Origin of the sequence: Nesterenkonia lacusekhoensis (genome assembly GCF_017876395.1) — a bacterium.
In the GTDB taxonomy this organism is placed as follows: domain Bacteria; phylum Actinomycetota; class Actinomycetes; order Actinomycetales; family Micrococcaceae; genus Nesterenkonia; species Nesterenkonia lacusekhoensis.
Genome location: NZ_JAGINX010000001.1, coordinates 1,852,115 through 1,876,676 on the forward strand (window position 1 = coordinate 1,852,115; position 24,562 = coordinate 1,876,676).

Below are 24,562 nucleotides of genomic sequence, written 5' to 3' on the forward strand. Positions count from 1 at the left end.
TCGCCGACGCCGTCCGGGTTCAGCTCTGCTGGGTCTCGACCGGGGTTCCCCAGCCGCCCTCGCCGGTCAGGTCGGACCAGTCGCCCGGAACGGTCTGCTCACCGGAGGCCAGGGGCTCGCCGTCGTGGGTGATGTATTCGCCCATGATGTCCACCAGCCCGGAGACGAAGGCCGGGTGGATGCCGGTGGTCGGCGCCCGATGGAATGCCAGGCCTTTCTCCTCGGCGGTCTCCTGAGCCTCAGTGTCCAGGTCCCAGATGACCTCCATGTGATCGGAGATGAAGCCGAAGGGCATGACGACGACGCCGTCCACACCGTCCTGCGCGTCCTCCTCGATCTGGTCGTTGATGTCCGGCTCCAGCCAGGGGGTGCGCGGGTCGCCCGAGCGGGACTGGAATACCATCTGGTGCTCCAGGCCCTCGGCCTCAGGCACAGTGCTCATCAGGTGATCAGCGATGGCCTGGTGCTGAGCGGTGTAGACGTCGGTGCCGAAGAGCTCGCGGATCCGCGCCGGACCCTGCTTCTCCGCCGTCGCCGTCGGGATGGAGTGGGTCACCCAGTGGACCTTGATCCTGCCGCCGGGCTTATGGCCCGCGCCGTTGGCCGACTCCAGCTGGGAGCGCACATCGTTGATGCCCGCGGCCAGGAACTCGGCGTTGGGTGCGGTGAAGGCCTTGTCGTGGAAGAACTCGCGCACCTTGACCACCTCGAGCGCGCCGTCCAGACCGGTCTCGGCCAAAGCCTTGTCGAAGTCCTCCAGGTACTGGTCGTTGCTGGAGTAGCCGATGTAGGCCGAGGTCACCAGCACCAGGACGCGGCGGTGGCCGTCCTCGTACATCTTCTGGAAGACCGCCGGGAAGTAGGGATCCCAGTTGCGGTTGCCCCAGTAGAGGGGAAGATCGATCTCCCGCTGGGACAGCTCCTTCTCCAGGGCGTCCAGCAGGTCACGATTCTGCTCATTGATGGGACTGACGCCGCCGTGGGCGCGGTAGTGGGTGGCGACCTCCTCCAGACGCTCGTCCGGGATGCCGCGACCGGCAGTGACATTGCGCAGGAAGGGGATGACATCATCCTGACCCTCCGGGCCGCCGAAGGAGGCCAGCAGGATCGCGTCATAGTTGTAGGCAGTGGTCATCAGTGCAGAACCTCGATGATCTCGTCCGTGGTCTTCAAGCGGCGCCCGGTGTAGAAGGGAGTCTCGTCACGGACGTGATAGCGGGTCTCGGACTCGCGCAGCTTACGCATCATGTCCACCAGGTCGGTCAGCTGCGGGGCCTCCAGGGCCAGCAGCCACTCCCAGTCGTTCAGCGCGAAGGCGCTGGTGGTGTTGGCCAGCACGGAGGGGAACTCCTGGCCCAGCAGCCCGTGCTCGCGCAGCAGGGCGCCGCGCTTGGCAGGATCCATCAGGTACCAGTCGTAGCTGCGGTTGAAGGGGTAGACCACCAGCCAATCCTCAGCGTCGACACCACAGGTGAAGGCGGGGACGTGGGCACGGGCGAACTCGGCAGTGCGGTGGACCCCCATGGCGGAGAACGCGAGCTCGGTCTGGCGCAGCAGGGTCGTGCGATGCACCTCGCGCAGGGCCTTCTGGAGCTTCTCGGCCCGATGCCCGGTCAGCCAGACCATGATGTCAGCGTCGGCGCGCATGCCGGAGACGTCATAGACGCCGCGCAGCTCCACGGCGTCGTCATCGGAACCGAGGCCGCCTCCGACCAGAGAGCCGATGACCTCATCGAACTCCCGGACGTGCTTGTCCTTGGGGGTGGTGGTCTCGATCCGGCCCTGTCCGGTCAGCCCGCCGCGCCAGGAGGCGCGCTTGAAGACGGCGTACAGGGTGTACCAGTCCTTGCCTGAGGAATTGACATCCTCAGCGGTCCTCACGGCGTTGCTGCCGTAGCTCATACTGCCTCCAAATGGTCCGGATGATGGCGGGAAGAGTCTACCGGGAACCGGTCTTCTACGGGCAGTAGAAGACCGGTTCATCGATTCTAGCCGAATTATGAGTCATTCATAATAAGCCGAGCGACGGCACGAGCATCAGGGATCACCCGGGCCAATCCGGTTCCTGCGAACCAGGATCCGACGGCGTAGAGCTTCGGGCCGGAGCGGTTCTGCGCGCCCCAGCTCTGCGCCAAGGCGTCACGCACCTGGGCCACGTGCTGCTGATGCCCGGCCGAGGCCTGGGGCAGGGCCTTCTGCCAGCGGACCACATCGGCATCCAGGATCTGTCCCCTCCAGACGGGCAGACCGAAGAGCGTTCCGACGTCGGCGGCGGCCGCCTGAAGCAGCTGCTCGTCCGAGGAGGCGAAGCCCAGCGCACCGGCGGCGAGGTCATCGTCCACACGCCCATAGGAGAGCCGGACCAGGTGATGCCCCTCCCCGAGCGCCTGCGTCAGTGCGCGGGAGGCCCAATCCCATTTCGCCGAGATATGGGTCATCGCCTTGGCCCCGACGCCCTCCACCGAGGGCGCCACCAGCATGCCGGTGCCGCGCGGCCGGGCGTCCAGCTCCGGGGCTTTCAGGACCATAGAGACCAGCGCGACGCCGCGTCCCAGCTCCGTGCCGCGCTGCGGCAGATCCGCATAGGGTCCGGCCAGCTGCATGAGCTGCGGGCCGTCGACAGCCAGGATCACGTGCTCAGCATCCAGGACGGAGAGATCAGTGACGGCGACGCCGGCGCGGATCTCCACGCCGAGTTCGCGCAGCCTGCGCTCCAGTGCCGCCACGAGGGTCTTCAGCCCGCCCTCCAGCGAGTTCACCGCCGAGCCGGCCGGCGCGGCGGCCTTCACCTGCGCCACGGCACGGGCCAGTGAGCCCTGCTCCAGCATGGCTTCGAAGAGCCCGGGGGCGGCATTACTCATGTCCAAGTCATCAGCGTGGGCCGAATGCACTCCGGAGACGATCGGGGTCACCAGTCGATCCAGGACCGCCTGGCCCATCCGGTCACGAACGACCGCACCCACACTGGGGCTCCCGACGCCGGCCGCGCCGCCGCCAGCCCCTGCCCCAGCAGCGACGCTCGTCCAGTCCTGCATCGGTCGGCTGAGATCCTCGGCCGCGCGCCGAGCACCCTCCTGACCCAGGATGGCCACCACCTCGGCGGCCGTCGGATCGGCCGGGATCCCCAGGATGCCGGTGGCCGGCAGCGGGGAGGCCAGATCGGGCAGCTGCAGCCAGGCGCCGTCGGGGTTGGGCTCGACCACCTGGTCGCTGAGCCCCAGCTCCTCGATCAGCTGCGGGACCGCAGTGGAGCGTGTGGCGAAGGCCTCCGCTCCGGCGTCGACCTCCACTCCGGCCAGCACATGCGGGGCGATGGCCCCGCCCAGCCGGTCCGAGGCCTCATAGAGCCGCACCGGAACGCCGGCGCGCGCCAGCTCCCAGGCCGCGGCCAGGCCGGCGATCCCGCCGCCGACCACGGCCGTGCGGGCCGCTGCGGCTGATTCAGCCCTCGTAGCCGATGTCATGGATCAGGCTCACCACGCGGGTCAGCACCTCCGGATCGGTCTCCGGGGGCACACCGTGGCCCAGGTTCAGCACATGTCCTGCCGCACCGGCGCCGGATGCCACCACCTGGCGGATGTGGTTCTCCAACACCTCCCAGGGGGCGGTCAGCAGGGCCGGGTCGATATTGCCCTGCAGCGGAGTCTCAGCACCCACGCGGCGTCCGGCCTCGGTCAGGTTCAGCCGGTAGTCGACACCGACGACGGGATGAGCCGCACCTCGGTCGGAGCCTTCCTCACCGGGCGCAGGCCTCGCGCCGGACCCCTGCGGGGCCCCCTCGGTGATCGCGTCGCGCATCAGATCAATGATGTCTCCGGTCCCGGTGCCGAAGTGGATCAGGGGAACCTCCACACCCTGCTCAGCGCCCAGACCAGTGACATGAGAGAAGGCGGCCGCAGAGTGCGGCTGGACATGGGCGGCATAGTCCTCGCGGCCCAGCGACCCGGCCCAGGAGTCGAAGAGCTGGGCCGCCGAGGCCCCGGCCATGACCTGGGCGCGCATGAAGCGTCCGGAGACGTCGGCGGCCCACGCCGCCAGAGCGTTCCAGGTCTCCGGGTCCCCATGCATCATCGCCCGCGGGCCGAGGTGATCACGGCTGGGGCGGCCCTCCACCATGTAGGCGGCCAGGGTGAACGGAGCCCCGGCAAAACCGATCAGCGGAGTCACCGCGGAGCGTCCCTGCTCCTGAGCCAGCGCCTCCAGCCCGGCCGTCGTCTTCTGCACCGCCTCAGCGATGGGAGCGAAGGCGGCCTCGTCCAGCTCCGGCAGCGCCTCCACATCGGCACGGGTGCGCACCGGGGAGCCGAGCACAGGGCCCACACCGGGCTTGATCTCCACGTCGATGCCGGCCAGGCGCAGCGGGATGACGATGTCGGAGAAGAAGATGGCGGCGTCGACGTCGTGCCGGCGGACCGGCTGCAGCGTGATCTCCGCGGCCATCTCCGGGTCCAGGCAGGCGTCCAGCATGGTGGTGCCTTCGCGCAGGGCGCGGTATTCCGGGAGCGAACGGCCGGCCTGGCGCATGAACCAGACGGGTCGGCGGGAGGGCACCTGCTGCTCCCCGGCGGCGGTGCGGGTTCCGCGGTACTGATTCAGCAGAGGGGCATCGGCGGTGATTCCGCGCACCAACGGGTGATCGTCGGGAAGTCGAGTCATATCTCCAGCCTACCTGCGAGACCTGGCGACCCGCGGGTCCCTGAGGCACTGGCCCCCTGAGGCTCTGGCCCCTGAGGCGCTGGTCCCGGGCGCCCGATCACCGCTGCCCGATCGCCGGGGGCGATCACCGGGGACGTAACGCCCTGCGCGCATTACCACGCAGAGCCCCTCCGGACGTAGAATGGACGCCGTCGTGACTCTATTCTCTCTCGTCGCCACCCATTCGGATCTCGATCTCGAGACCGTGGGAACCCTCAGCTCAGGAGCGGCCGTTGTGGCCGGTTCTGTCGATGTGCCTGCCGTGACGCTGGCGACCTGCAACCGGCTCGAGATCTATGCCGAGGCCCCCTCGGACCGCCCGGATGACGTCGACTCCGCCCGCGAGCAGCTCATCGACGCTGTGGCCGAGTCCTCCGGACTCACCCGCGAGACCATCGCCTCCTCCTTCCGCACCCTGGTGGAGGACGACGCCGTCAGCCACCTCTTCGAAGTCGGGGCCGGACTGGACTCCGCAGTCATCGGCGAGCGCGAGATCGCCGGCCAGGTGCGCAAATCCCTGGCAGAGGCGCAGAGCGCAGGAACGGTCTCCGGCAACCTGACCAAGCTCTTCGAGACCGCCACCCGCACGGCCAAGGACGTGGGCACCCGCACAGCGCTGGGATCCCGCGGCCGGTCCATCGTCTCGGTGGCCCTGGACATCGCCGGGGATATGCGCGGCGACGCCGCTGAGTTCTACCAGGGCGCCTCAGTGGTGCTCATCGGCACCGGCGCCTATGCCGGCACGTCACTGGCCCAGCTGGTGGAGCGCGGGGTCGGCGAGGTCGCTGTCTTCTCCGGCTCCGGCCGCGCCGAAGAGTTCGTGGCCCAGCGCGCTGAGGCCCTCCAGGCCCAGGACCGCATCCGCCCCCTGGCCATGGAGGATCTGGGCCAGGCCTTCCGCAGCGCCGATGTGGTCATCGGCTGTTCCGGCGGCAACCGTCAGATCACCGCCGGAGAGATCCGCACTCTGGCCGGGCTGGGCCAGCCCGCCGAGCAGGGTGGACGCACCGCTCCCCTGACTGTGGTGGACCTGGCGCTCTCCCATGACTTCACCCCGGAGGTCGCTGACCTCGACGGCGTCGAGCTGATCACGCTGGAGTCGGTGAAGATGGCCGCCCCAGCCGAGACCGAAGGGTCTGTGGACGAGGCACGCGCCGTCGTCGCCGATTCGGTCCAGCAGTACCTGACGCAGCGCCGTGAGCGCAGCGCCGATGACGCCATCGTGGCCCTGCGCCAGCACACTCAGCAGGTCCTGGATGAGGAGATGGCCAAGGTCCGCAAGCACCACGGCTGCACCGGCGCCTCCGAGGAGGTCGAGTTCGCCGTCCGGAAGATCGTCCGGAAGCTGCTTCATACCCCCACTGTCCGCGCCCGGGAGCTGGCCGCCGAAGGTCGCACTGAGGACTACGTGAAGGCTTTGGAGGACGTCTTCGGCCTGGAGATCGCTCCGCGGGACCAGGCCGCTGCCGAGGACTCCGAGCGCCGGGCCCCGGCCAAGCGTCGCCGCGCCGAGGACTTCTCCCCCGCCGAGCTGGCCCAGATGGCTGCCTACCTGCGGCAGGTCCCCAGCGGTGGATTCTGCCGGCACCACCGCCCCGGAGACTTCCACGTGGAGCGGCTGGACGCCGTGCGCCACATCCAGCCCGCCGAGGTGCCTCAGGCCAACGGCCAGCCGGTGACCCGCTTGGACCGCGGCGCGGCGTAGGTCCGCACCTTCGAGGTCTCCAGCCCCAGGCTGACCAGAGACTCAGCCAGCTTCACCGCGGCGGCGACGCCGTCCACCACCGGAGTGCCGGCGGCCTCGCGCACGGCCTCCTCCAGTCCGGTCATCCCGCCGCATCCGAGGATGATCACCTCTGCGCCGTCCTGCTCCACGGCCTGCTTCGCCTGTTCGGCGATGGCGCGCACGGCCGCAGCGGAGTCCTCCTCCAGCTGCAGGACCGAGAGCCCTGAGGCCCGCACGGAGGCGCAACGGCGGTCCAACCCCGCCAGCAGCAGCCGGTCCTCGATCAGTGGGACGGTGCGGTCCAACGTGGTGACCACGGAGTAGCTCCGCCCCAGCAGGGAGGCCATATGCGCCGAGGCCTCAGTGATGTCCACCACTGGTGCCGTGCGAGCTCCTGGAGACCCTCCCGGCCGTGCTCGCCGAAGCCGGCCTGGATGACGGCGTCGAAGTCCTGCCCATAGCTGGCCACCGCATCCATCACTCCGACGGCGGCCAGGTAGCTCTCCATGTTGCCCTCCACCGACTCCGCCCCGAAGCGCGGGGTCAGCGGCACGATCTCCGTTCCCTCGGCGGCGGCTCCACGGGCCTGCTGGGCGATCGCCTGGGTCATCGAGTCTGTGGTGTTGACGTTGACCACCAGTATGCGCATCAGGAACCTGCTCTCTCTTCGACGTGTGGGCGGGGCGCAGTGTCCTGCGCCGGCGGCTCGACCTCCTGCGACCCAGCCTCCTCCGAGACCGTCTCCTGCGGGCCCGTCTCCTGCGGACGGAACCGCGCGGCTCCGGACCACTTTCTCATCAGCAGCCAGTAGACCGCCGCGGCCGGCATCAGACTGATGTACCAGCCCACATCGGAGAAGGGTGCGGCACAGAGCACTCCGACTGCGACTGCGATCACCGCGGCCCAGTTGACTCCACGCAGGGGCCCGGAAGGATCGTACAGCTCATCCAGGTGAAGCCGGCGCCGCCGGATCACGTAGTAGTCCACCACCATCACCGCGAAGATCGGCCCGAGGAAGGCTGAATAGGTCTGGACGAACACCTGGAGGCCGTCGGCGGACTCATCACGGACCAGCAGCCACGGGAAGGTCGCCGGTGCCAGCAGGCCGACCAGCACCGCGGAGGTTCGGTACTTCATGCCGAACATTTCCATCAGCACATAGGTGGGTGGGACCACGTTGTTGAGCACGTTGGTGGTCACCTGGGCGAAGGCGATGAACAGCAGCGTGATAACCAGCAGCGGCGGGTTGTCCACGGCATCGGCGAAGACGTCGATGGGATCGACCGCGCCGGTAGCCTGAGAGACCATCAGGCCGATCAGTCCCATGAACAGGGTCACCGGCAGGATGGCCAGCGAGTAGGGGCTCACCATCACGCCCGGCCCGGAGCCGCGGGTGTGCTCGCGGGAGTAGTCCGAGACGTTGAGCATCATGGTTGCGTAGATGCCCAGGAACAGCATGGTCGCCGACCAGAAGGGAAAGCCCCAGGTCCCCTCAGTGCTCAGCGCCTCACCGAGCTCTGCGCCGTAGCGGTCGACCACGCTGAAGAACATGTAGACCAGCGCGCAGAGGATGAACACCGCTCCGATGTTCTCCAGCCATTTGATGCCCTGGAAGCCGGTGACCGAGAGGATGATCTGCAGCAGCTGGAAGAGGATGAAGAACAGCACGATGCTGCTGAAGCCGAAGAGCGTCTCGCTGACCATGTTCAGCGCGGCGGCCCCGATCCAGCTCTGGAAGCCGTACCAGAGCAGCGCCGGCAGGGCCCGGACCAGACCGGGCACTTTGGTCCCGGCGAATCCGAAGGCACTGCGCGCCTGGACGATGAAGGGGATGCCGTAGCGGTGACCGGCGGCACCGTTGATGGCCAGGCCCAGAGCGATCACCAGGCGGCCGACCGCCATGGCGACGCCGGCCTGGACCAGCGTGAGCGTCCCCACCAGCGAGGAGCCCATGGTGAAGGTGCCGATGGATACGCATCCGCCCATCCAGGTCAGGAGATATGAGGGCTTCCCCATGATCCGCATCGTCTGGGGCGCCAGGGACTCCTCCCCCAGCGCCTTCGAACTGACAGTGGTCACGGCAGTCATCGGCCATCCCTTCGAGAAACATTCGTTTCAAACGATCCTCAAGGTATAGGCCGACTGTTTCATCAGCGTTTCGGCGAGGAGACAGTCTCCTTACAGCAGAGCGTCTGGCTTCGGCTCAGGCACTACTCCACCAGCCCCTGTTCCTGAAGCCACGCAGAGGCGACCTCCTCGGCAGAGGCCTGCTCGTCCACACTCCGGGCGTTGAGCTCCAGCAGCTCCTCCTGAGTCAGCGCGGCGCTGAGCTCCTCCAGCAGCGTTTGGGCCTGCTCATCCACGTTCTCCGAGACCAGCGGGAAGAGGTTCTGCGGCAGGATCAGCTCCTCCGGATCCTCCAACACGACCAGGTCGTTCTCCTCGATGGCCGGGTCGGCGGTGTAGATGTTGGCGATCTCAGCCTCCCCATCCAGCAGCGCGTTCAGCGTCAGCTGCCCGCCAGAGTCCTCGACGGCGAGCAGGCTGATCTCCGCGCCGTAGACCTCACTGGCGCCCTGAGGACCATAGGGCCGGGTCTCGAACTCGGAGTTGGAGACGATGGTGAGATCCTCGAGCTCGGCCAGATCTGCGATGCTCTCCAGGCCGTTCTCCTCCGCGAACTCAGCGGTCACCGTGTAGCTGTCCTGGTCGGTGGCCTCGGCCGGAGCCAGCACAGTGAGGCCCTCCGGCAGTGCGGTCTCGAGCTCAGCCTCCACCTCCTCGGAGGTGGAGGCCTCGGAGTCGCCGTCGAGGTACTGCAGCAGGTTGCCGGTGTATTCGGGGAAGACGTCGATCTCCCCCGCCTCCAGCTCCGGCATATAGACCTCGCGCTGGCCGATCTCGAACTCCCGCTCGACGTCGTACCCGGCGTCCTCGAGCACCTGGGCATAGAGCTCGGCGACGATGGTGTTGGAGTAGTACTGCTGGGAGCCGACGACCAGCGTGCCCTCTGCCGCGCTGCCGTCCTCCTCCGAGCCGCCGCCCAGCGGGTCGTCGCTGCCGCAGGCTGTCAGCGCCAGGGCTGCGATGCCCAGACCCACCCACTCCTTGGTGAATGTTCGCATCATGCATGTCCTCTCATCAGATCTCGGATGCTTCTCTGCACAGTGCCGAAGGCTATATCCAGGACCACCGCCAAGGCGATGACCACGATGGAGGCGGCCAGCAGCAGCGGATAGTCGTAGGTGCGCAGCCCCAGGAAGAGCGGCGCTCCGAGCCCGCCTGCCCCCACATAGGCGGCCAGGATCGCCGTGCCGACCACCTGCAGCACCGCCAGGCGGATGCCGCCGATGATCAGCGGCAGCCCCAGCGGGATCTGGACGGTGAGGAGGACCTGCCAGCGGTTCATCCCCTGGGCCCGTGCGGCATCGACCACGCGGGGGTCCACCGACTCCACCCCCGAGTAGGCGCCCGCGATGATCGAGGGCACCGCCAGGGCGATGAGGGCGACCATGGGCGCGGTCAGGCCGATCCCCACGAACAGCGCCACCAGGGTCAGCACACCCAGGGAGGGCAGGGCCCGCACCGCTCCGGTGCTGATCACCACCAGGTTTCTGCCACGGCCGAAGTGGCCCACGGCCAGCCCGACGGGCAGGGCGATCAGGGCTGAGAGCGCCACGGCGATGAGCGTGTACCGCAGGTGCTCCAGAGCCCGCGCGCCCAGGCCCGAGGGCCCTGACCAGGTATCGGACTCCAGCAGCAGCTGGAAGGCCTCGATCAGATGGTTCATACCGCAGCCCCCTCCGTCCTGCCAGAGGTTCGCCTCCAGGGCATCAGCGTGCGGCCGACCAGGATCAGCAACAGGTCCAGGATCAGAGCCACCAGGGCGGTCATCACGACGCCGGCCAGGATGGAGGGGACGATGCCGCGCTGGAAGCCGTCGGTGAACAGCGAGCCCAGCGACTGCACGCCCAGCACCGCGCTGACCGTGACCAGGCTGATGGTGCTCACGCTGACCACCCGCAGGCCCGCCAGCAGCGCGGGCCCGGCCAGCGGCAGGTCCACCGTCCAGAAGCGTCCCCAGCGCGAATACCCCTGCGCGGTGGCCGCCAGCCGGACGTCCTCGGAGACCGCGTCCAGCCCCTCGGCCGCGGAGCGGACCATCAGCGCCATCCCGAACAGCGTCAGGGCGACCACCGCGTTGAAGGCGTCACGGACCCCGGTGCCCAGGATGACCGGCAGCACGATGAACAGCGGCAGGGAGGGCACCGCGTAGAGCAGGCCGGTTCCGGAGATGATCGGCTCACGCAGCAGGCGCAGCCGGTTGGCCAGCACCGCCAGCGGGACCGAGAGCAGGAACGCGGTCAGCACGGCCGGCAGGCTCAGCGCCAGATGATCCAGGGCGAGCTCCCCGATGCGCGGGGCGTTGCGCAGGATCCAGTCCATGCTCAACCCTCCGCAGGAGCCGGGGCCCCGGGCAGGTCGCCGAGCATCCCGAGCGGGCGGCCGTGGGAGTCGGTCACGACCCATCCTCTGCCCTCTCCGGGTACGGCCTTCAGCGTGCGGCGGCCGTCCTCCAGACCGACGAACTGCGCCACGAAATCATCGGCCGGGGCGGTGACCAGCTCCAACGGGGTCCCCATCTGCGCGACCTCACCCCCTGACTTAAGCACCACGATCTGGTCCCCGAGGGCCAGCGCCTCATCGATGTCATGGGTGACGAAGACGATCGTCTTGCGCAGCTCGGTCTGGATGCGTTTGAGCTCCTTCTGCAGCTCCAGGCGGACCAGCGGGTCTACGGCGCCGAAAGGCTCGTCCATCAGCAGGATGTTGGGGTCGCCGGCCAGACCGCGGGCCACCCCGACCCGCTGCTGCTGACCCCCGGAGAGCTGCTCCGGGTATCGCTTCCCCAGGGCGGGGTCCAGCCCGACGACGTCGAGCAGCTCCTCCGCCCGCTTCCGCGCCTCGGTCCGGCCGGAGCCGTTGAGCCGCAGCACAGTGGCCACGTTGTCGATGACCTTCCGGTGCGGCAGCAGGCCGGAGTGCTGCATGACATAGCCGATCCTCCGGCGCAGCCGCACCGGATGGGCGGAGGCGATGTCCTCGTCATCGATGAGCACCTGACCAGAGGAGGGGTCCACCATACGGTTGACCATCCGCAGCAGGGTGGTCTTCCCGCATCCCGAGGAGCCCAGGAACACCGTGGCGGTGTGGGAGGGGATGGTCAGGCTGAAGTCGCGGACCGCCTGGGTGCCGTCTGGATAGGTCTTGCTGACGTCCCTGAATTCGATACCCATGAACCCGCCTCCGGAGAATGACTGCGGTACAGCCTAACCCGATGACGGCCTAGCATGGAGGGATGAGCGCCACCGAGAACGACAGCTGGTCCTCCATCGGCCGGGACGCCAGAGACTCACTGGTCAGGACCCTGGGCCCCGTGGTGGTGCTGCTCGCCGCCATGTGGGCGATCCATCTGGTTAACGCATTGGGCGGCCACTGGCTCAACGATCTGCTGGGCCTTCAGCCCCGCTCCCTCTCCGGACTGCTGGGCATCCTGTTCATGCCGCTGCTGCACGGCGGATGGATGCACCTGATCAGCAACTCGATCAGCTGGCTGATCCTGGGCTCGATGACCGCGATCATCTCCCGCGACTTCACCCGGGTCACCGCCGGGATCTGGCTCTTCGGCGGGGCGCTGCTCTGGGTGGGCGGCACCTCCAGCACCCATGTGGGCGCCTCCGGGGTGATCTACGGATTCGCCTCCTTCCTGTTGGTCTACGGCTGGGCCAAACGCCGTCCGCTGGCCATCCTCTTCGCCGCCGTCGTGGCCGTCTTCCACGCCGTGGCCATGCTGCCGGGCCTGCTGCCCGGCCAGCCCGACGTCTCCTGGACCGGGCACCTCTTCGGCGCCTGCGCCGGCGTCGTCGTCGCGCTGTGGCTGACCCGCACCCTGCGCGCCCAGCGGCAGGTCCGGAAGGCGGAGAGGGCCCGACGCCGACTCGGCTGAGCTGGGCGCTCTTCCTCCCCCTTACGAACTGTTCATCTGTTCGTCACAAGAAACTCCGGCGCAATTGCCCGCTCGCGCCCTCTGAGTGCCTAGTCTGAAGGTGTCAGATACCTGACCGGAGAGGCCCGAGTGTTGGCAGTGGCACAACGCAGGAGGGGCCGGTCCGGCCCCGGACTGTCGGAGGGCACATCGCTGACCGGCCTGGGGCCGAACCGCCCACACCCCGACGATTCGATGCGGGAACATGAAGGTTCCGCGGCGAGACATGGTGCTGGAGAGCGCAGCTCATCCACGCACCTGCCCCGCCGTCGGGACCTTCTTCTGTTTCCGGGTCTGGAGATACTGTGGCCCCGCTGAACACCACTCCCACTGAGAAGAGCGCCGAGCGCACCAGCCTCGAGCAGGAACTGGCTCAGAAGTCCTATGTCCTGGACACCTCTGTACTGCTCTCTGATCCGAAAGCGGTCCTGCGCTTCGCCGAGCATGAGGTCATCGTGCCCGTCGTCGTGATCTCCGAACTGGAGAAGAAGCGCCACGACGCGGAGCTGGGCTACTACGCCCGCGCTGCGCTGCGGCTGCTGGATGAGATGCGCACCACCCACGGTGCTCTGAACCAGCCCATCCCGCTGAACGATCAGGGCGGGCACCTGCTGGTGGAGCTCAACCACATCAGCCTCGAGGTGCTCCCCCACGGCTTCCGCGGCGCCGACAACGACTCACGCATCCTGGCCGTGGCCAAGAGCTTCGCCGATGAGGGCCGCGACGTCACGGTGGTCTCCAAGGACCTGCCCATGCGCGTCAAGGCATCGGCCATGGGACTCGACGCCGACGAGTACCGCAACGAATGGGTCGCCGACAGCGGCTGGACCGGCCTGGCCGAGGTCACTGCCACGGAGGAGCAGATCAGCGGCCTCTACGACGGCGAGCGCATCGACATCGAGGAGGCAGAGTCGCTCCCGACGAACACCGGCCTGGTTATCCAGGGGCCGACGGGTTCAGCGCTGGGCAGGGTCCACCAAGACTCCTGCTCCAAGAAGTACATCCAGGTGGTCCGCGGCGACCGCGACGTCTTCGGCGTCCACGGACGCAGCGCCGAGCAGCGCCTGGCCATCGACATGCTCATGGACCGTGAGGTCGGGATCGTCTCCATGGGAGGTCGCGCGGGAACGGGGAAGTCCGCGCTGGCCCTCTGCGCCGGTCTCGAGGCTGTCCTGGAGCGCCGGGAGCACAAGAAGATCGTGGTCTTCCGTCCGCTCTATGCCGTGGGAGGCCAGGAGCTGGGCTATCTGCCGGGCACCGAGGCCGAGAAGATGAACCCCTGGGGCCAGGCCGTCTATGACACGCTCTCCGCACTGGTCAGCGAGAACGTGCTCGAAGAGGTCATGGCCCGCGGTCTGCTGGAGGTGATGCCGCTGACCCATATCCGCGGCCGCTCCCTGCACGACTCCTGGGTGATCGTCGACGAGGCCCAGTCCCTGGAGAAGAACGTACTGCTGACCGTGATGTCCCGGATGGGGCAGAACTCGAAGATCGTGCTGACCCACGACGTCGCCCAGCGCGACAACCTGCGGGTCGGCCGGCACGACGGCGTCGCCGCCGTGGTCGAGATCCTCAAGGGCAATCCGCTGTTCGGCCACGTGACGCTCTCGCGCTCCGAGCGCAGCCGCATCGCCGCGCTGGTCACCGAGCTGCTGGCCGACTGAGTCCACCTGCCGGCCTGATCGGGCCGGTCTGGTCGGCCGGTTCAGCGGTCGCTGCGGCAGCTGGTCAGATGATGATCAGTTGCCGTAGCGGCGCTGGCGCTGGGCGTAGTCACGCAGGGCGCGCAGGAAGTCGGTGCGGCGGAAGTCGGGCCACAGAGCCTCGGCGAAGTAGAACTCCGAGTAGGCCGACTGCCACATCAGGAAGCCGGAGAGCCGCTGCTCGCCGGAGGTGCGGATGATCAGGTCCGGGTCGGGCTGGCCGCGGGTGTAGAGCCGTTCGGAGATCTCCCCGGGAGTGAGCTCCTCGGCGACTTCGCTGAGGCTCTTATCGGAGGATTCGGCGTCGCGCAGCAGCGACTTCACCGCGTCCACGATCTCCTGCCGGCCGCCGTAGCCGATGGCCACGTTGACGTGCACCGCCGTCTCCTCAGCCGGACCGCGACCCCGCTCGGCGGGCCTGACCTGCGGGATGGCACCGGTGGCTGTGGTGACGTCCCACAGCTTGGCGGCCAGGGGCTCGGGCAGCAGCTCCGGCTGGCCCACCGGGTGGACTTCGACTCTGCGGCCGCCGGGCCGGGACTCCGCCAGCCGATCGAGGGTGTCGCCGATGATCTCCATGAGCTGCTCCAGCTCTGCCTCGGAGCGGTTCATGTTGTCGGTGGAGAGCATGTAGAGGGTCACCGTGGGAATGCGCAGCTGGGCACACCAGTCGATGAACTCGACGATCTTATGCGCACCGGCCAGATGCCCGTCCGCCGTCGGGGTGCCGGCGATCTTGGCCCACCTGCGGTTTCCGTCCACGACGACGCCGATGTGCTGCGGGAGCCGTTCTTTGGGCAGGGCACGGCTGACGCGCCGCTCATAGACCGTATAGGCCAGGTTCCGCAGCCCCATCGATTCTCCTTCGCCTCTGCCCGCTGCTCCGCCGCCCACCCTACAAGAGGAGTCTGCGGGTCACGCTCGCCCCCTTTGTTACTGTGCAGTCACTAGGGCGGCGTAGAATCGGTGTATGGCCCGCCCGCAGGATCAGCGCTCCGACGATGAGCGCTCCCCGGATCAGACAGACACCGATCAGACAGACTTCACCTCAGCTGAGGACCCGCACCGCCGCGGCGCCGCGGCCTCCCACCAGCGGCCCACAGACGCCGCCGCCTCGGAGGAGGCTCAGCCCGAAGGCGGTGTGGCCCCGGCCGATCGCCTCTTCGACTCCGACATCCCGCTCAAACCTCGCATGCGAGGCTGGCTGCACGCCGGAATGGTGCCGCTGGCACTGGCCGCGGGCATCGTGCTGATCGCGCTGGCGCCGTCGGGAACTCTGCGCTGGGCCTCGGTGATCTACGCGTTCACCGGGCTGCTGCTCTTCGCAGTCTCGGCCACCTATCACCTGGGGCGCTGGTCGCCGAAGACTGCCCTGGTGCTCAAGCGGCTGGACCACACCAACATCATGCTGATCATCGCGGGGACCTACACCCCGCTGACTCTGGCGCTGCTGGACGATCCGCAGCGGACCATCCTGCTGACCAGCGTGTGGGTGGGCGCGCTGGGCGGCGTGGCCTTCCGCGTGTTCTGGACCCACGCCCCGCGGTGGCTCTACACGCCGCTGTACTGCGTGCTGGGCCTCTCCGCGCTGGTCTTCCTGGGTGATTTCTTCGCCGCGGACCTGGTGGCGGCCATCCTGGTGTGCGCTGGCGGCGCCGCCTACATCATCGGGGCCGTGTTCTACGGGCTGAAGCGGCCCAACATCTCGCTGCAGTGGTTCGGCTTCCACGAGCTCTTCCACGCCTGCACTCTGGTCGGCTTCATCTGCCACTACATCGCGATCATGTTCGCCCTCCTGGGGTGAGCGCGGGCCCAGATCCGCTGCTGCGCACCGCTGTGTACAGGTAGACCCGCCATACGCGCTCTTCAGGCGGGAATTCCGGGTTTATCTGTACACAGCAGAAAGCCCCACAGCCCAACCTGTGGAGAACCGCCGCGGAAATCCGGCGGACCCGGCAGGCTGGGGACATGCGTCCGGCCTCTCCTCTCCCAGCATCCCTCCGGGGCGGCCCCTCTCCGCGGGGCTGCTGCGGGCCAGGGGCGTCACAGCCGACCACCCGGGGGCCTGGGTCTCACACACCACCACTGCGCACCTCCTGGGACTCCCCGTGCCGCGCCGGTTCGCGTCAGCTCTCCATCTCTCCGTCAGGCACGGTGCCTCACCGGTCCGCAGGCAGAACCTCATCCCGCACCGCGCCAGGCCGCTCCCCGGAGAGCTCCGCACCGTGCTGGACGGGCTCCCCGCGGGCGGCCCGGAACGGACGTTCTTGGAGTGTGCCTCCCTGCTGCGGCTCGATGAGCTGATCTGCCTGGGAGATGCCCTGGTCCGGATCCCACGGAGACGGTATGAGGACCGCAGCACACCGCACAGCAGCCTCGAGAGGATCGCCGCCCACCTGTCCCTCCACCCGCATGTCCGGGGCCGGTCTCTCGCCGGCGAAGCGCTGCAGCAGGTCCGCATCGGCGCAGACTCGGTCCAGGAGACCCGTATGCGCCTGGCTCTGGTCCAGGCGGGCCTGCCCGAGCCTGAGGCTCCAGGTCCCGGCCGATCCGCAGGACCCCCGCTCCCCAGCGGCCGACGCCGCCTACCTGTCCCAGAAGGTGGCGCTGCAGTACGACGGGCACACACATTTCGACCAGGGCGCCCGTGACGGCTTCCGCCGCACGGTCACCGAGGTCCGCCGAACCTTGGCCGCCCGTGAAGCGGTCCCGGCCTGAAGACCTCAGACCAGCTTCTCCAGCGCCTCCTGGACCGAGCCCACCGGAGGCAGGCACACCATGGACTCCTGACCATTGAGACACACGCTCAGCCGCAACCGTTCCCCCTCACCCACGACGCCGTCCGGCACCGGCTCCACCGGGATCCCGTACAGCGCGCCGGCACGGCGGACCTCCGCCACATCCTGCTCCGTGCCGGAGAGGACCCAGAAGGCAGGCGACTGGCGGGCGGCCCGTGCCGCGGCCAGCATGCTGGCTCCCACCAGCTGCGGGGCCTTGGGAGCTGCGAAGGGCACATGGTTCAGGATCTCTGCAGCCCGGACCGGCAGCTCCGCCGGGAGGAGCCCTTCAGCGGTCTGGAGGGCCTCCGCCGTCTGGATCACCTGGGCCAGGGCCGCGACGCCGCTGGGCTCAGGACCGTCGAAAGGACTCGCCTGGGCGTCACCGCCGTGCTGGGCCTGGGTCAGCAGCCCGTCCTCGTCCAGGCTCTCCAGGAGGCTCAGCGGGGCGCCCTCCTCCCCGCCGTGCCTCACGAAGTGGTCCAGGGTGAAATCTAGGACGGCCGCACCGCGCCGCGCCCATCCGGCGGCCTCCCCCGCCCCTGCGGAGGAGAGGGCGAAGCAGGCGTTGACCACCTGGGCGTGATCGCTGAGGGTGCCCAGCCGGTCTCCCCGGACCCCGCCGTAGGAGGTCCGGTACACCGCGGCCGACCTGCCGGAGGGCTCCTCCTCCACGTGGACGGCCCACAGCCGCCGGCCCAGCTGCTCGGCCTCCTCCAGCAGGTCTGCATCCTCCCAGAGCGCGGCGGCCTGGGCCAGAGAGGCCACCGCCTGGGCGTTCCACGCCGCGACCACCTTCTCATCCCGGGCGGGCTGGGGGCGGGCGGCCCGGCGGCGCCGCAGCTCCGGCAGCACCTTCTCCCACAGGGTCCGCTCGGCAGGGCTCAGCGGGGCGTCGAAGTGCAGCGTCCGCGGGGTGTGCTCGGTGATGTTCAGCGGCGCCCCGGAGGCCAGGGCGTGTTCGTCGGCGGGCACCCCGCGGTTCATCTCCGCGATCAGGGTGGCCCGCATGAGGCCCCATCCTTCGGCCTCCGCGGCCTCGCGCACCTCCGCGTCGCTGAACAGGTAGGTGGCACCTTCGTGATGCGTTCCGTCCTCATCCACCGTGTCGGCGTCGAGGGAGGAAGCGAGCAGCCCGGGGCTCCCCTCCCCCTCAGGGCCGAGCAGCAGGCGCTGCCGCAGCCAGCTGATGCTCCTGCGGGCGATGCGCTCGGCGTCGTCGCGCTGCTCCTCCCCGGCGGCCGGATGGACGCTGAGGCGTGCATAGTGCCCGATCAGTTGGGCGTTGTCATAGAGCATCTTCTCGAAATGCGGCAGGGACCAGGCCCGGTCGGTCGCGTAGCGGGCAAAGCCGCCCTCGACCTGGTCGAAGAGGGCGGAACGGCCCATGGCCTCCATGGTCCGGATCGCCAGCCCTGCGGCGGGGCCGTCCGGCCGGTGCGCACCTTCCTCCAGGAGGAAGCCCAGCAGCGGCGAAGGCGGGAACTTGGGCGCGGCGCCGAAGCCTCCGTGGACGGTGTCCTCCTGCTGCGCCAGCGCCTCCAGCGCCTGGTCGAGCACCCTGCGGAAGGGCTCTGCCGCGAGCCAGGGGCTCTCTGCGGAGCCGGCCTCGACCACCGTGGCGATCTCCGCCTGCTGGCGGCGCTGCGCGCCGAGCGAGGCCGCGATCTGCGCCGCAGACCGCTCCACCTCCTCCCGGCGTTGGGTCCAGGCGGTGTGGACGGCGTCGAGTACCTCGGTGAAGGAGGGGACCTGGCTGCGGCGACGCGGAGGGAAATAGGTGCCGGCGTGGAAGACCTGTCCCGAGCCGGTGGTGAAGATGCTCATCGGCCAGCCGCCCTGGCCGGTCATGGCCTGGACGGCCGCCATATAGGCGTCGTCGACGTCGGGGTGCTCCTCACGGTCCACCTTCACGGCCACGAACCGCTCACCGAGCAGCCGGGCGATCTCAGGGTCTTCGAAGGACTCTCCGGCCATGACATGGCACCAGTGGCAGGCGGCGTAGCCGATGGAGATGAAGACGGGGACATCCCGGCGCCGGGCCTCTGCGAAGGCCTCCGCGGACCAGGGCCACCAGTCCACGGGATTCCCCGCATGCTGGCGCAGATAGGCGGACTGCGTCTGCGCCAGCCGCTGTCCCATGCCGGTCAGCCCTGGCTGTCCTCGGCTGTCTTCTGCGTCCCGAACCGCTGTGCGGCGGCCGCGTCCCGGGCCTTCTGCTGGGATTCGCTGATCTCCGCAGGGGTGAGCTCACCGGGGAACTCGGCCTCCTCGCCCGCGAGCTCCGACTCCATCTGACTGCGGTACTTCATCCGGCGCATGCGCTTGACCAGGTCACGCACCACGATGACCAGCAGGAAGGCCATGAGCGCGGTGAAGAGGAAGCCGGCGATGCCGGGGGTGATGTCCGACTCCTCCAGCCCGGGGCGCAGCTCAGGTGTCTCTCCGCCGCCCCCGCCGGGCCACCACTGTGTCAGCGCTGGAAGAATCATCACGCGCCCATTCTACGCCCCATCGGCCCGCCCGGCGAAGCCGCCTGGATTCGGCCTCAGGCTCAGCGCAGCCCGGCGAAGACGTCGTACTCCGGGATCTGGGTCTCCACCTTGGAGTCGATGAGCACATAGTCGTCGTAGGGCCAGACCTCGCGCAGGAAGTCATTCGGCGTCGCGAAGAAGAACCCGTCCGGCTCCACCTGCGTGCGGTGGGCGCGCAGGGCGGCGTCGCGCCTGTCCAGGAAGTCCCCGATGGGCACCTGGGTGGTGACCTCGTGCTTGGTGCGCCAGTCGGCCTCCTCGAACCAGGCGATGCGGTCCTCGTACGGGGACTCCTGGCCCGCGGCCAGGAAGGCGTCGTGGATGGCGCGGAACCGGGCGGGGTTGAATGCGCGGTCGTAGTAGAGCTTCTGGGGCTGCCAGGCCTCGCCGCAGTCGGGGTAGCGTTCGGCGTCGCCGGCGGCGTGGTAGGCCTCTACGGCAATCTTGTGGCTCATGATGTGATCCGGGTGCGGATAGCCGCCCATCTCGTCGTAGGCGAGGATCACATGAGGCTTGAAGCGGCGCACCAGGCGGACCAGCGGGGCGGAGGCCTGCTCCAGGGGCAGGGTCCCGAAGGAGTCGAAGGGCAGCGGCGGCATGGGGTCGCCCTCCGGGAGCCCGGAGTCGGCGAACCCGAGCCAGACGTGCTGGATGCCCAGGGCCTCGGCCGCCTCCTGCATCTCCAAGCGGCGGACCCCCGGAAGATCCCGGTGACAGTGGGGGTTCTCCCCGGTCGCCGGGTTGAGCAGGTCGCCCCGCTCACCGCCGGTGGCGGTGGCCACCATCACCTCAGCGCCGGCAGCGGCGTAGGCGGCCATCATGGCCGCACCCTTGGAGGATTCGTCATCCGGGTGGGCGTGGACGGCCAGCAGCCGCAGCCCCTCCGACTCGGGCACCTGAGTCACTCGCATAACCCCTTAGAATAGTCTTGATGAGCCAGACAGCCTCTCCGGAGAACCTCACCGCACGCTACGGCGCCCCGAAGAAGGGCCGGTCAGCCCGAACCCAGCGCTGGCTCATCATCGGTGCGCTGGTGCTGTCCTTCGCCGCGGCGCTCTATTTCACCATCGGCAATGCGGTGGGCCAACTCTCCTATAAAGACGTCGGGTACACGATTCATTCCGACACCTCCGCCTCGGTCGACTATGAGGTCGCCAAGGACTTCGACGCCACCGTCCAGTGCAGCATCCAAGTCCTGGACGACTCCTACGCCATCGTCGGCCACCAGATCGTTACCATCGGCCCACATGAGGGCGAGACGCAGGCGGAGCGCGAGCAGTACTACCGCACCGACCTGCGCACCGAGTCCCGCGGCGTCTCCGGCATCGTGGACAGCTGCTGGGAACACGAGGCCTGAAGGCTTCGCTCCTGGCCGAAAACCGCCGCAACATAACGCGGCCGCGTTGAGGTTCCTCACCAGCCGAACTAGCATGAGTGGAACGCAGCAACCACCCCGCCGGGGCAGACATCCGGACGCCAAGGGTCCGGATCCAGTCCTCCCGGGCGGGGCGTTTTGCATGGTGATGACAAGGAGACGATGAGAGTGTCGACGAACACCCCTGAGACTGACGAGAACGCGCAGTGGCTGACCCAGGAGGCCTATGACCGCCTGAAGGCCGAGCTGGAGCACCTGAGCGGCCCCGGCCGCCAGGAGATCGTTGACCGCATCGAAGCCGCCCGCGAAGAGGGCGATCTGAAGGAGAACGGCGGCTACCACGCCGCCAAGGAGGAGCAGGGCAAGGCTGAGGCCCGCATCCGCTACCTCACCGACCTCCTGGAGAACGCCTACGTGGGCGAGGCCCCCGCCGACGACGGCGTGGTGGAGCCCGGCATGCAGGTCACCGCGAAGATCGCGGACAATGAGATGACCTTCCTGTTCGGCAACCGGGAGATCGCCGGCGACTCGGACCTGGACGTCTACTCCAAGGACTCTCCCATCGGCCAGGCCATCGACGGCGCCAAGGAGGGTGACACACTCTCCTACACCGCCCCCAACGGCAAGGACATCCCGGTGGAGATCGTCTCGGTGAAGCCCTTCACCGGCTGAGACAGCATTCAGACAGACGCAGGCCCCGGATCAGAGTATCGATCCGGGGCCTGCGTCTGTCCGGGGAAGCCTTCCTCAGGCGATTCGAGCGGGGTTTTGGCCCTTATGAGCGCTGAAACGGCGTCATAAGGGCCAAAACCCCGCTCGAATCGCCTGTCAGCTGATCACCAGGGGCTCGTAGCCGTCGCTGCGCAGGTTCTCCAGGACCTGCTGGGAGTGTTCCTCCCCCTTGGTCTCCATCGTGATGGTGATGGAGACATCGCCCATGGACAGATCGCTGCCGATGGGGTTGTGGTCCACACCGGTCACATTGGCGTCGGTGTCCGCGATCAGCCGGGAGATGGTGGAGAGCTCACCCGGACGGTCCTGCAGCATGATCTTGAGCCGCAGGAAACGGCTGGCCGCGGCCAGACCGTGCTGGATGACACGCATCATCAGCATGGGGTCGATGTTGCCTCCGGAGAGCACCGCGACGATGTCCTTCGGCGCCTGGTCTCCAGTGAGCCCCAGCTCCTCCAGCTTGCCTTCCATCAGGGCCGCGACGCCGACCGCACCGGCCGGCTCCACCACCATCTTGGAGCGCTCGAGCAGGAAGATCAGCGCCCGGGCGATCGCGTTCTCGCTGACGGTGACCACATCGTCGACCAGGTCTTTGATGATCTCGAACGGGATCTCGCCCGGCTTGCCCACGGCGATGCCGTCAGCGATGGTGCGCTTGACTCCCTTGATCGGCACCAGGGCATCAGCGGCCAGCGAGGGCGGATAGGCGGCCGCGTTCTCCGCCTGGACACCGATGATCCGGATCTCGCGTCCGCGGCGGGCCGCCTCCTGTTTGAGCGCGACGGCGGTTCCGGCCAGCAGCCCTCCCCCGCCGATCCCCATCAGGACGGTGTCCACCTCCGGGTTCTGGTCCAGGATCTCCAAGCCGATGGTCCCCTGACCGGCCACCACGTCGTTGCTGTTGAACGGATGGATGAACACTGCGCCGGTCTCTGTGGCATAGCGCTGCGCCTCGGCCAGCGACTCGTCCACGGAGGAGCCGTGGAGGACCACTTCGGCGCCGTGGTCGCGGGTGGCCGCCAACTTGGGCAGCGCGACCCCGCGGGGCATGAAGATCGTGGCATGGATGCCGAGCTTATTCGCTGCCAGTGCCACGCCCTGGGCATGGTTGCCGGCTGAGGCCGCGACGACGCCGCGGGTCCGCTCCTCGGCCGATAGCCGAGCCATGCGCACGTAGGCCCCCCGGACCTTGAAGGATCCGGCCCGCTGGAGGTTCTCCGCCTTCAGGTGCACGGTGGCACCCATCATCCGGCCCAGAGCGCGCGAATGGTCCATGGGGGTCTTGACGATGACGCCGTCCAGGAGTTCGGCCGCCGAGCGGATGTCGTCGAGCTGGACGCTGAGGTCCTGCCCGGGCACTGTCAGTGCTTCAGCGGTCATGCTTGTCCTTCTCCTCCTGTTGAGCGTCTTCGCGCTCTTCGAGCTTGCTGCGTGCTTGAGAGGCCGCCGCCTCCGCCCCGGTGACTCCGCTGGGGAGGTCAGCCTTCTGCTGTGGGTCGAGCTCCTGCTCCAGCGGCCCCTCCGCCATCGGAGACCGGTCAGCTCCGGAGACGCCTCCGCGCCGGGAGAACGCCGGCTTATCCGGGTCCAGCCCCGGCACCGACTCCTTGATCCTTCGCTTCAGCGCTGTCAGAGCCTCCTCATCCTTGGCCTCCTGCTGTTGCCTGGCGGCTTCCTGGAGGACGAGTGCCTCCTTCTGTTCTCGCTCCATCTGCAGGGCGAGATCATCGTTGCGCCATTCTTCCTTGGCGATGTACTGGGTGGCCCTGTTGACGAAGGCCAGCACCGGCACGGCGAAGAGCGCGCCGGCGATGCCCAACAGCGAGGAGCCGGCGGTCACTGCCAGGACCACGGCCAGCGGATGGAGCTTGACTGCCTTACCCATGACGATCGGCTGCAGGACGTTGGACTCGATCTGCTGGACCAGCAGCACGACGCCGAGCATCAGCAGCGCGTTCACCGGCCCGTTGGCCACCAGAGCCAGCAGCACGGCGATGATTCCGGTGGCCACGGCACCGACGATCGGGATGAACGAGGCCAGGAACACCAACACACCGATGGGGAACCACAGCGGCACCCCGAGGATGAAGGCACCCAGAGCGATGCCGACGGCGTCCACGGCGGCCACGAAGACCTGGACCCGCATATAGGTCCCAAGCGCCTTCCAGCCCTTGCGGCCGGCGCCGTGGATGGCCGGACGGTGCTTGCGCGGGACGAAGTTCACCACGAAGTCCCAGATCCGACGGCCGTCGGCCAGGAAGAAGATCAGGGTGAACAGAGCGAGGATGCCGCCGATGGTCAGGTTGCCGGCGACTGAGCCTACGGCCATCGCCCCGCCGAGGATGGCGTCAGAGTTCTCACTGACGAAGCTCTGGGCCTCACGCAGCCAGGACTGGAACTCGTCCGGAGAGATGTCGATGCCGAAGCCCTGAGCGACGTCATCGGCCATGTTGACCAGCTCGATCGCACCCTCGGTGACCTGATCGGCCATATCGGCGAAGCCTTGCGCGATCTCCTGGCCCACCAGCCAGAGCAGGCCGAACACGAAGGTCAGGAAGAGCAGGATCGTGGTGATCGCGGAGAAGACCTCAGGGATCTTCATCCTGCGCAGCAGCGAGTGCAGCGGCTTGAGCAGCGTCGCCAACAGAGCCGCCACCATCAGCGGAATCAGCAGCAGCGAGACATAGCTGAGCAGCCAGATCAGCACACCGGCGAAGATGAGGACGACGATGGCACGCCAGGACCACTCCGCGGCGATGCGTACGCCCCAGGGAATGTCTTCCTGGAGACGCTCCTCATCGCTCTTCTGCGGGGGCCCCTGCTGGAGGCCGTTCTGGAGATCTTCCTGGGCGGCGGTCCTGTCGGGCGCGGTATCCGAGACGGTGTTCTCGCTCATAGTTCCTATCCTGACATGGATCTCGATACAGACAACGGCGGGCCCGCCCCGCACCGGTGGTGCGTGAGGCGGACCCGC

22 protein-coding genes and 1 pseudogene are annotated in these 24,562 nt (G+C 68.3%); 6 read left to right on the forward strand and 17 right to left on the reverse strand.

All coding sequences use genetic code 11. From position 1 onward, the window contains the following. Positions 1–19: 19 nt before the first annotated feature. The 4 genes from JOF45_RS08700 to hemE form a co-directional block, all read right to left on the reverse strand. Positions 20–1,135, reverse strand: a complete 1,116-nt coding sequence (locus JOF45_RS08700) for a ferrochelatase (protein ID WP_210049118.1) — start codon at positions 1,133–1,135, stop codon at positions 20–22. Continuing rightward, on the reverse strand, positions 1,135–1,902 hold the full coding sequence (hemQ, locus tag JOF45_RS08705) for a hydrogen peroxide-dependent heme synthase (protein ID WP_210049120.1): 768 nt from the start codon (positions 1,900–1,902) through the stop codon (positions 1,135–1,137). The genes JOF45_RS08700 and hemQ overlap by 1 nt, the downstream gene beginning before the upstream one ends. 95 nt (positions 1,903–1,997) lie before the next feature. Continuing rightward, complete coding sequence (hemG, locus tag JOF45_RS08710; protein WP_210049121.1) at positions 1,998–3,464, reverse strand: protoporphyrinogen oxidase; 1,467 nt, start codon at positions 3,462–3,464, stop codon at positions 1,998–2,000. Then, positions 3,442–4,656, reverse strand: coding sequence for a uroporphyrinogen decarboxylase (gene hemE / locus JOF45_RS08715; protein WP_210049122.1), 1,215 nt, complete (start codon positions 4,654–4,656; stop codon positions 3,442–3,444). The genes hemG and hemE overlap by 23 nt, the downstream gene beginning before the upstream one ends. Before the next feature lie 193 nt (positions 4,657–4,849). On the opposite strand from hemE, the gene JOF45_RS08720 reads away from it, so the two are divergent. Next, positions 4,850–6,400, forward strand: coding sequence for a glutamyl-tRNA reductase (locus JOF45_RS08720; RefSeq protein WP_210049123.1), 1,551 nt, complete (start codon positions 4,850–4,852; stop codon positions 6,398–6,400). Here JOF45_RS08720 and JOF45_RS08725 read toward each other — a convergent pair. The 6 genes and pseudogenes from JOF45_RS08725 to JOF45_RS08750 all read right to left on the reverse strand — a co-directional run bounded on the left by JOF45_RS08725 (position 6,352) and on the right by JOF45_RS08750 (position 11,718). Continuing rightward, positions 6,352–7,070, reverse strand: a pseudogene (locus JOF45_RS08725) (aspartate/glutamate racemase family protein). The gene JOF45_RS08720 and the pseudogene JOF45_RS08725 sit on opposite strands and share 49 nt — an antisense overlap. Further along, on the reverse strand, positions 7,070–8,509 hold the full coding sequence (locus JOF45_RS08730; protein ID WP_210049124.1) for an NCS1 family transporter: 1,440 nt from the start codon (positions 8,507–8,509) through the stop codon (positions 7,070–7,072). The pseudogene JOF45_RS08725 and the gene JOF45_RS08730 overlap by 1 nt, the downstream one beginning before the upstream one ends. Before the next feature lie 122 nt (positions 8,510–8,631). After that, positions 8,632–9,549: an ABC transporter substrate-binding protein gene (locus JOF45_RS08735; protein ID WP_210049125.1), complete on the reverse strand. Its 918-nt coding sequence runs from the start codon at positions 9,547–9,549 to the stop codon at positions 8,632–8,634. Next, the gene (locus tag JOF45_RS08740) at positions 9,546–10,211 is read right to left on the reverse strand and encodes an ABC transporter permease (RefSeq protein WP_210049127.1); all 666 of its coding nucleotides are present in this window, start codon (positions 10,209–10,211) and stop codon (positions 9,546–9,548) included. Before JOF45_RS08740 ends, JOF45_RS08735 begins: the two co-directional genes overlap by 4 nt. Then, positions 10,208–10,867 (reverse strand): ABC transporter permease, encoded by a 660-nt coding sequence (locus JOF45_RS08745; protein WP_210049129.1) that lies wholly within the window; start codon positions 10,865–10,867, stop codon positions 10,208–10,210. Before JOF45_RS08745 ends, JOF45_RS08740 begins: the two co-directional genes overlap by 4 nt. Positions 10,868–10,869: 2 nt before the next feature. Then, entirely contained in the window at positions 10,870–11,718 is an 849-nt protein-coding gene (locus JOF45_RS08750; RefSeq protein WP_210049130.1) for an ABC transporter ATP-binding protein, read from the reverse strand. 62 nt (positions 11,719–11,780) lie between these two features. Between JOF45_RS08750 and JOF45_RS08755 the strand changes: the two genes are divergently transcribed. Together JOF45_RS08755 and phoH2 are read left to right on the forward strand one after the other, a co-directional pair. Then, positions 11,781–12,428, forward strand: coding sequence for a rhomboid family intramembrane serine protease (locus JOF45_RS08755; RefSeq protein WP_210049132.1), 648 nt, complete (start codon positions 11,781–11,783; stop codon positions 12,426–12,428). Between the two features lie 407 nt (positions 12,429–12,835). Then, on the forward strand, positions 12,836–14,131 hold the full coding sequence (gene phoH2, locus JOF45_RS08760) for an RNA 5'-3' helicase PhoH2 (protein WP_245324649.1): 1,296 nt from the start codon (positions 12,836–12,838) through the stop codon (positions 14,129–14,131). A gap of 75 nt (positions 14,132–14,206) precedes the next feature. Here phoH2 and uppS read toward each other — a convergent pair whose 3' ends face one another. Beyond that, positions 14,207–15,025 carry a polyprenyl diphosphate synthase gene (gene uppS / locus JOF45_RS08765; protein WP_210049134.1) on the reverse strand — a complete coding sequence of 273 codons (819 nt, stop codon included), beginning with the start codon at positions 15,023–15,025 and terminating at the stop codon, positions 14,207–14,209. 115 nt (positions 15,026–15,140) lie between these two features. Between uppS and trhA the strand changes: the two genes are divergently transcribed. Continuing rightward, positions 15,141–15,974: a PAQR family membrane homeostasis protein TrhA gene (trhA, locus tag JOF45_RS08770; protein WP_378579252.1), complete on the forward strand. Its 834-nt coding sequence runs from the start codon at positions 15,141–15,143 to the stop codon at positions 15,972–15,974. 355 nt (positions 15,975–16,329) lie between these two features. Here trhA and JOF45_RS08775 read toward each other — a convergent pair whose 3' ends face one another. From JOF45_RS08775 to mca, 4 genes are all read right to left on the reverse strand, one after another. Beyond that, complete coding sequence (locus JOF45_RS08775) at positions 16,330–16,566, reverse strand: hypothetical protein (RefSeq protein ID WP_210049136.1); 237 nt, start codon at positions 16,564–16,566, stop codon at positions 16,330–16,332. Between the two features lie 327 nt (positions 16,567–16,893). Then, positions 16,894–19,089, reverse strand: a complete 2,196-nt coding sequence (locus JOF45_RS08780) for a thioredoxin domain-containing protein (protein WP_210049138.1) — start codon at positions 19,087–19,089, stop codon at positions 16,894–16,896. A gap of 5 nt (positions 19,090–19,094) precedes the next feature. Continuing rightward, the gene (locus JOF45_RS08785; RefSeq protein WP_210049140.1) at positions 19,095–19,442 is read right to left on the reverse strand and encodes a hypothetical protein; all 348 of its coding nucleotides are present in this window, start codon (positions 19,440–19,442) and stop codon (positions 19,095–19,097) included. Between the two features lie 59 nt (positions 19,443–19,501). Further along, entirely contained in the window at positions 19,502–20,392 is an 891-nt protein-coding gene (mca, locus tag JOF45_RS08790) for a mycothiol conjugate amidase Mca (RefSeq protein WP_210049141.1), read from the reverse strand. Positions 20,393–20,412: 20 nt separating this feature from the next. Here mca and JOF45_RS08795 point away from each other — a divergent pair, with 20 nt between their 5' ends. After that, the gene (locus JOF45_RS08795; RefSeq protein WP_210049142.1) at positions 20,413–20,838 is read left to right on the forward strand and encodes a DUF4307 domain-containing protein; all 426 of its coding nucleotides are present in this window, start codon (positions 20,413–20,415) and stop codon (positions 20,836–20,838) included. 180 nt (positions 20,839–21,018) lie between these two features. Then, positions 21,019–21,528, forward strand: coding sequence for a transcription elongation factor GreA (gene greA, locus JOF45_RS08800; protein WP_210049143.1), 510 nt, complete (start codon positions 21,019–21,021; stop codon positions 21,526–21,528). Between the two features lie 156 nt (positions 21,529–21,684). Here the strand turns inward: greA and ilvA are convergent, their stop codons facing one another. Next, complete coding sequence (gene ilvA / locus JOF45_RS08805; RefSeq protein WP_210049144.1) at positions 21,685–22,968, reverse strand: threonine ammonia-lyase; 1,284 nt, start codon at positions 22,966–22,968, stop codon at positions 21,685–21,687. Further along, positions 22,958–24,484 (reverse strand): AI-2E family transporter, encoded by a 1,527-nt coding sequence (locus JOF45_RS08810; RefSeq protein WP_210049145.1) that lies wholly within the window; start codon positions 24,482–24,484, stop codon positions 22,958–22,960. Before JOF45_RS08810 ends, ilvA begins: the two co-directional genes overlap by 11 nt. Between the last annotated feature and the right edge of the window lie 78 nt (positions 24,485–24,562).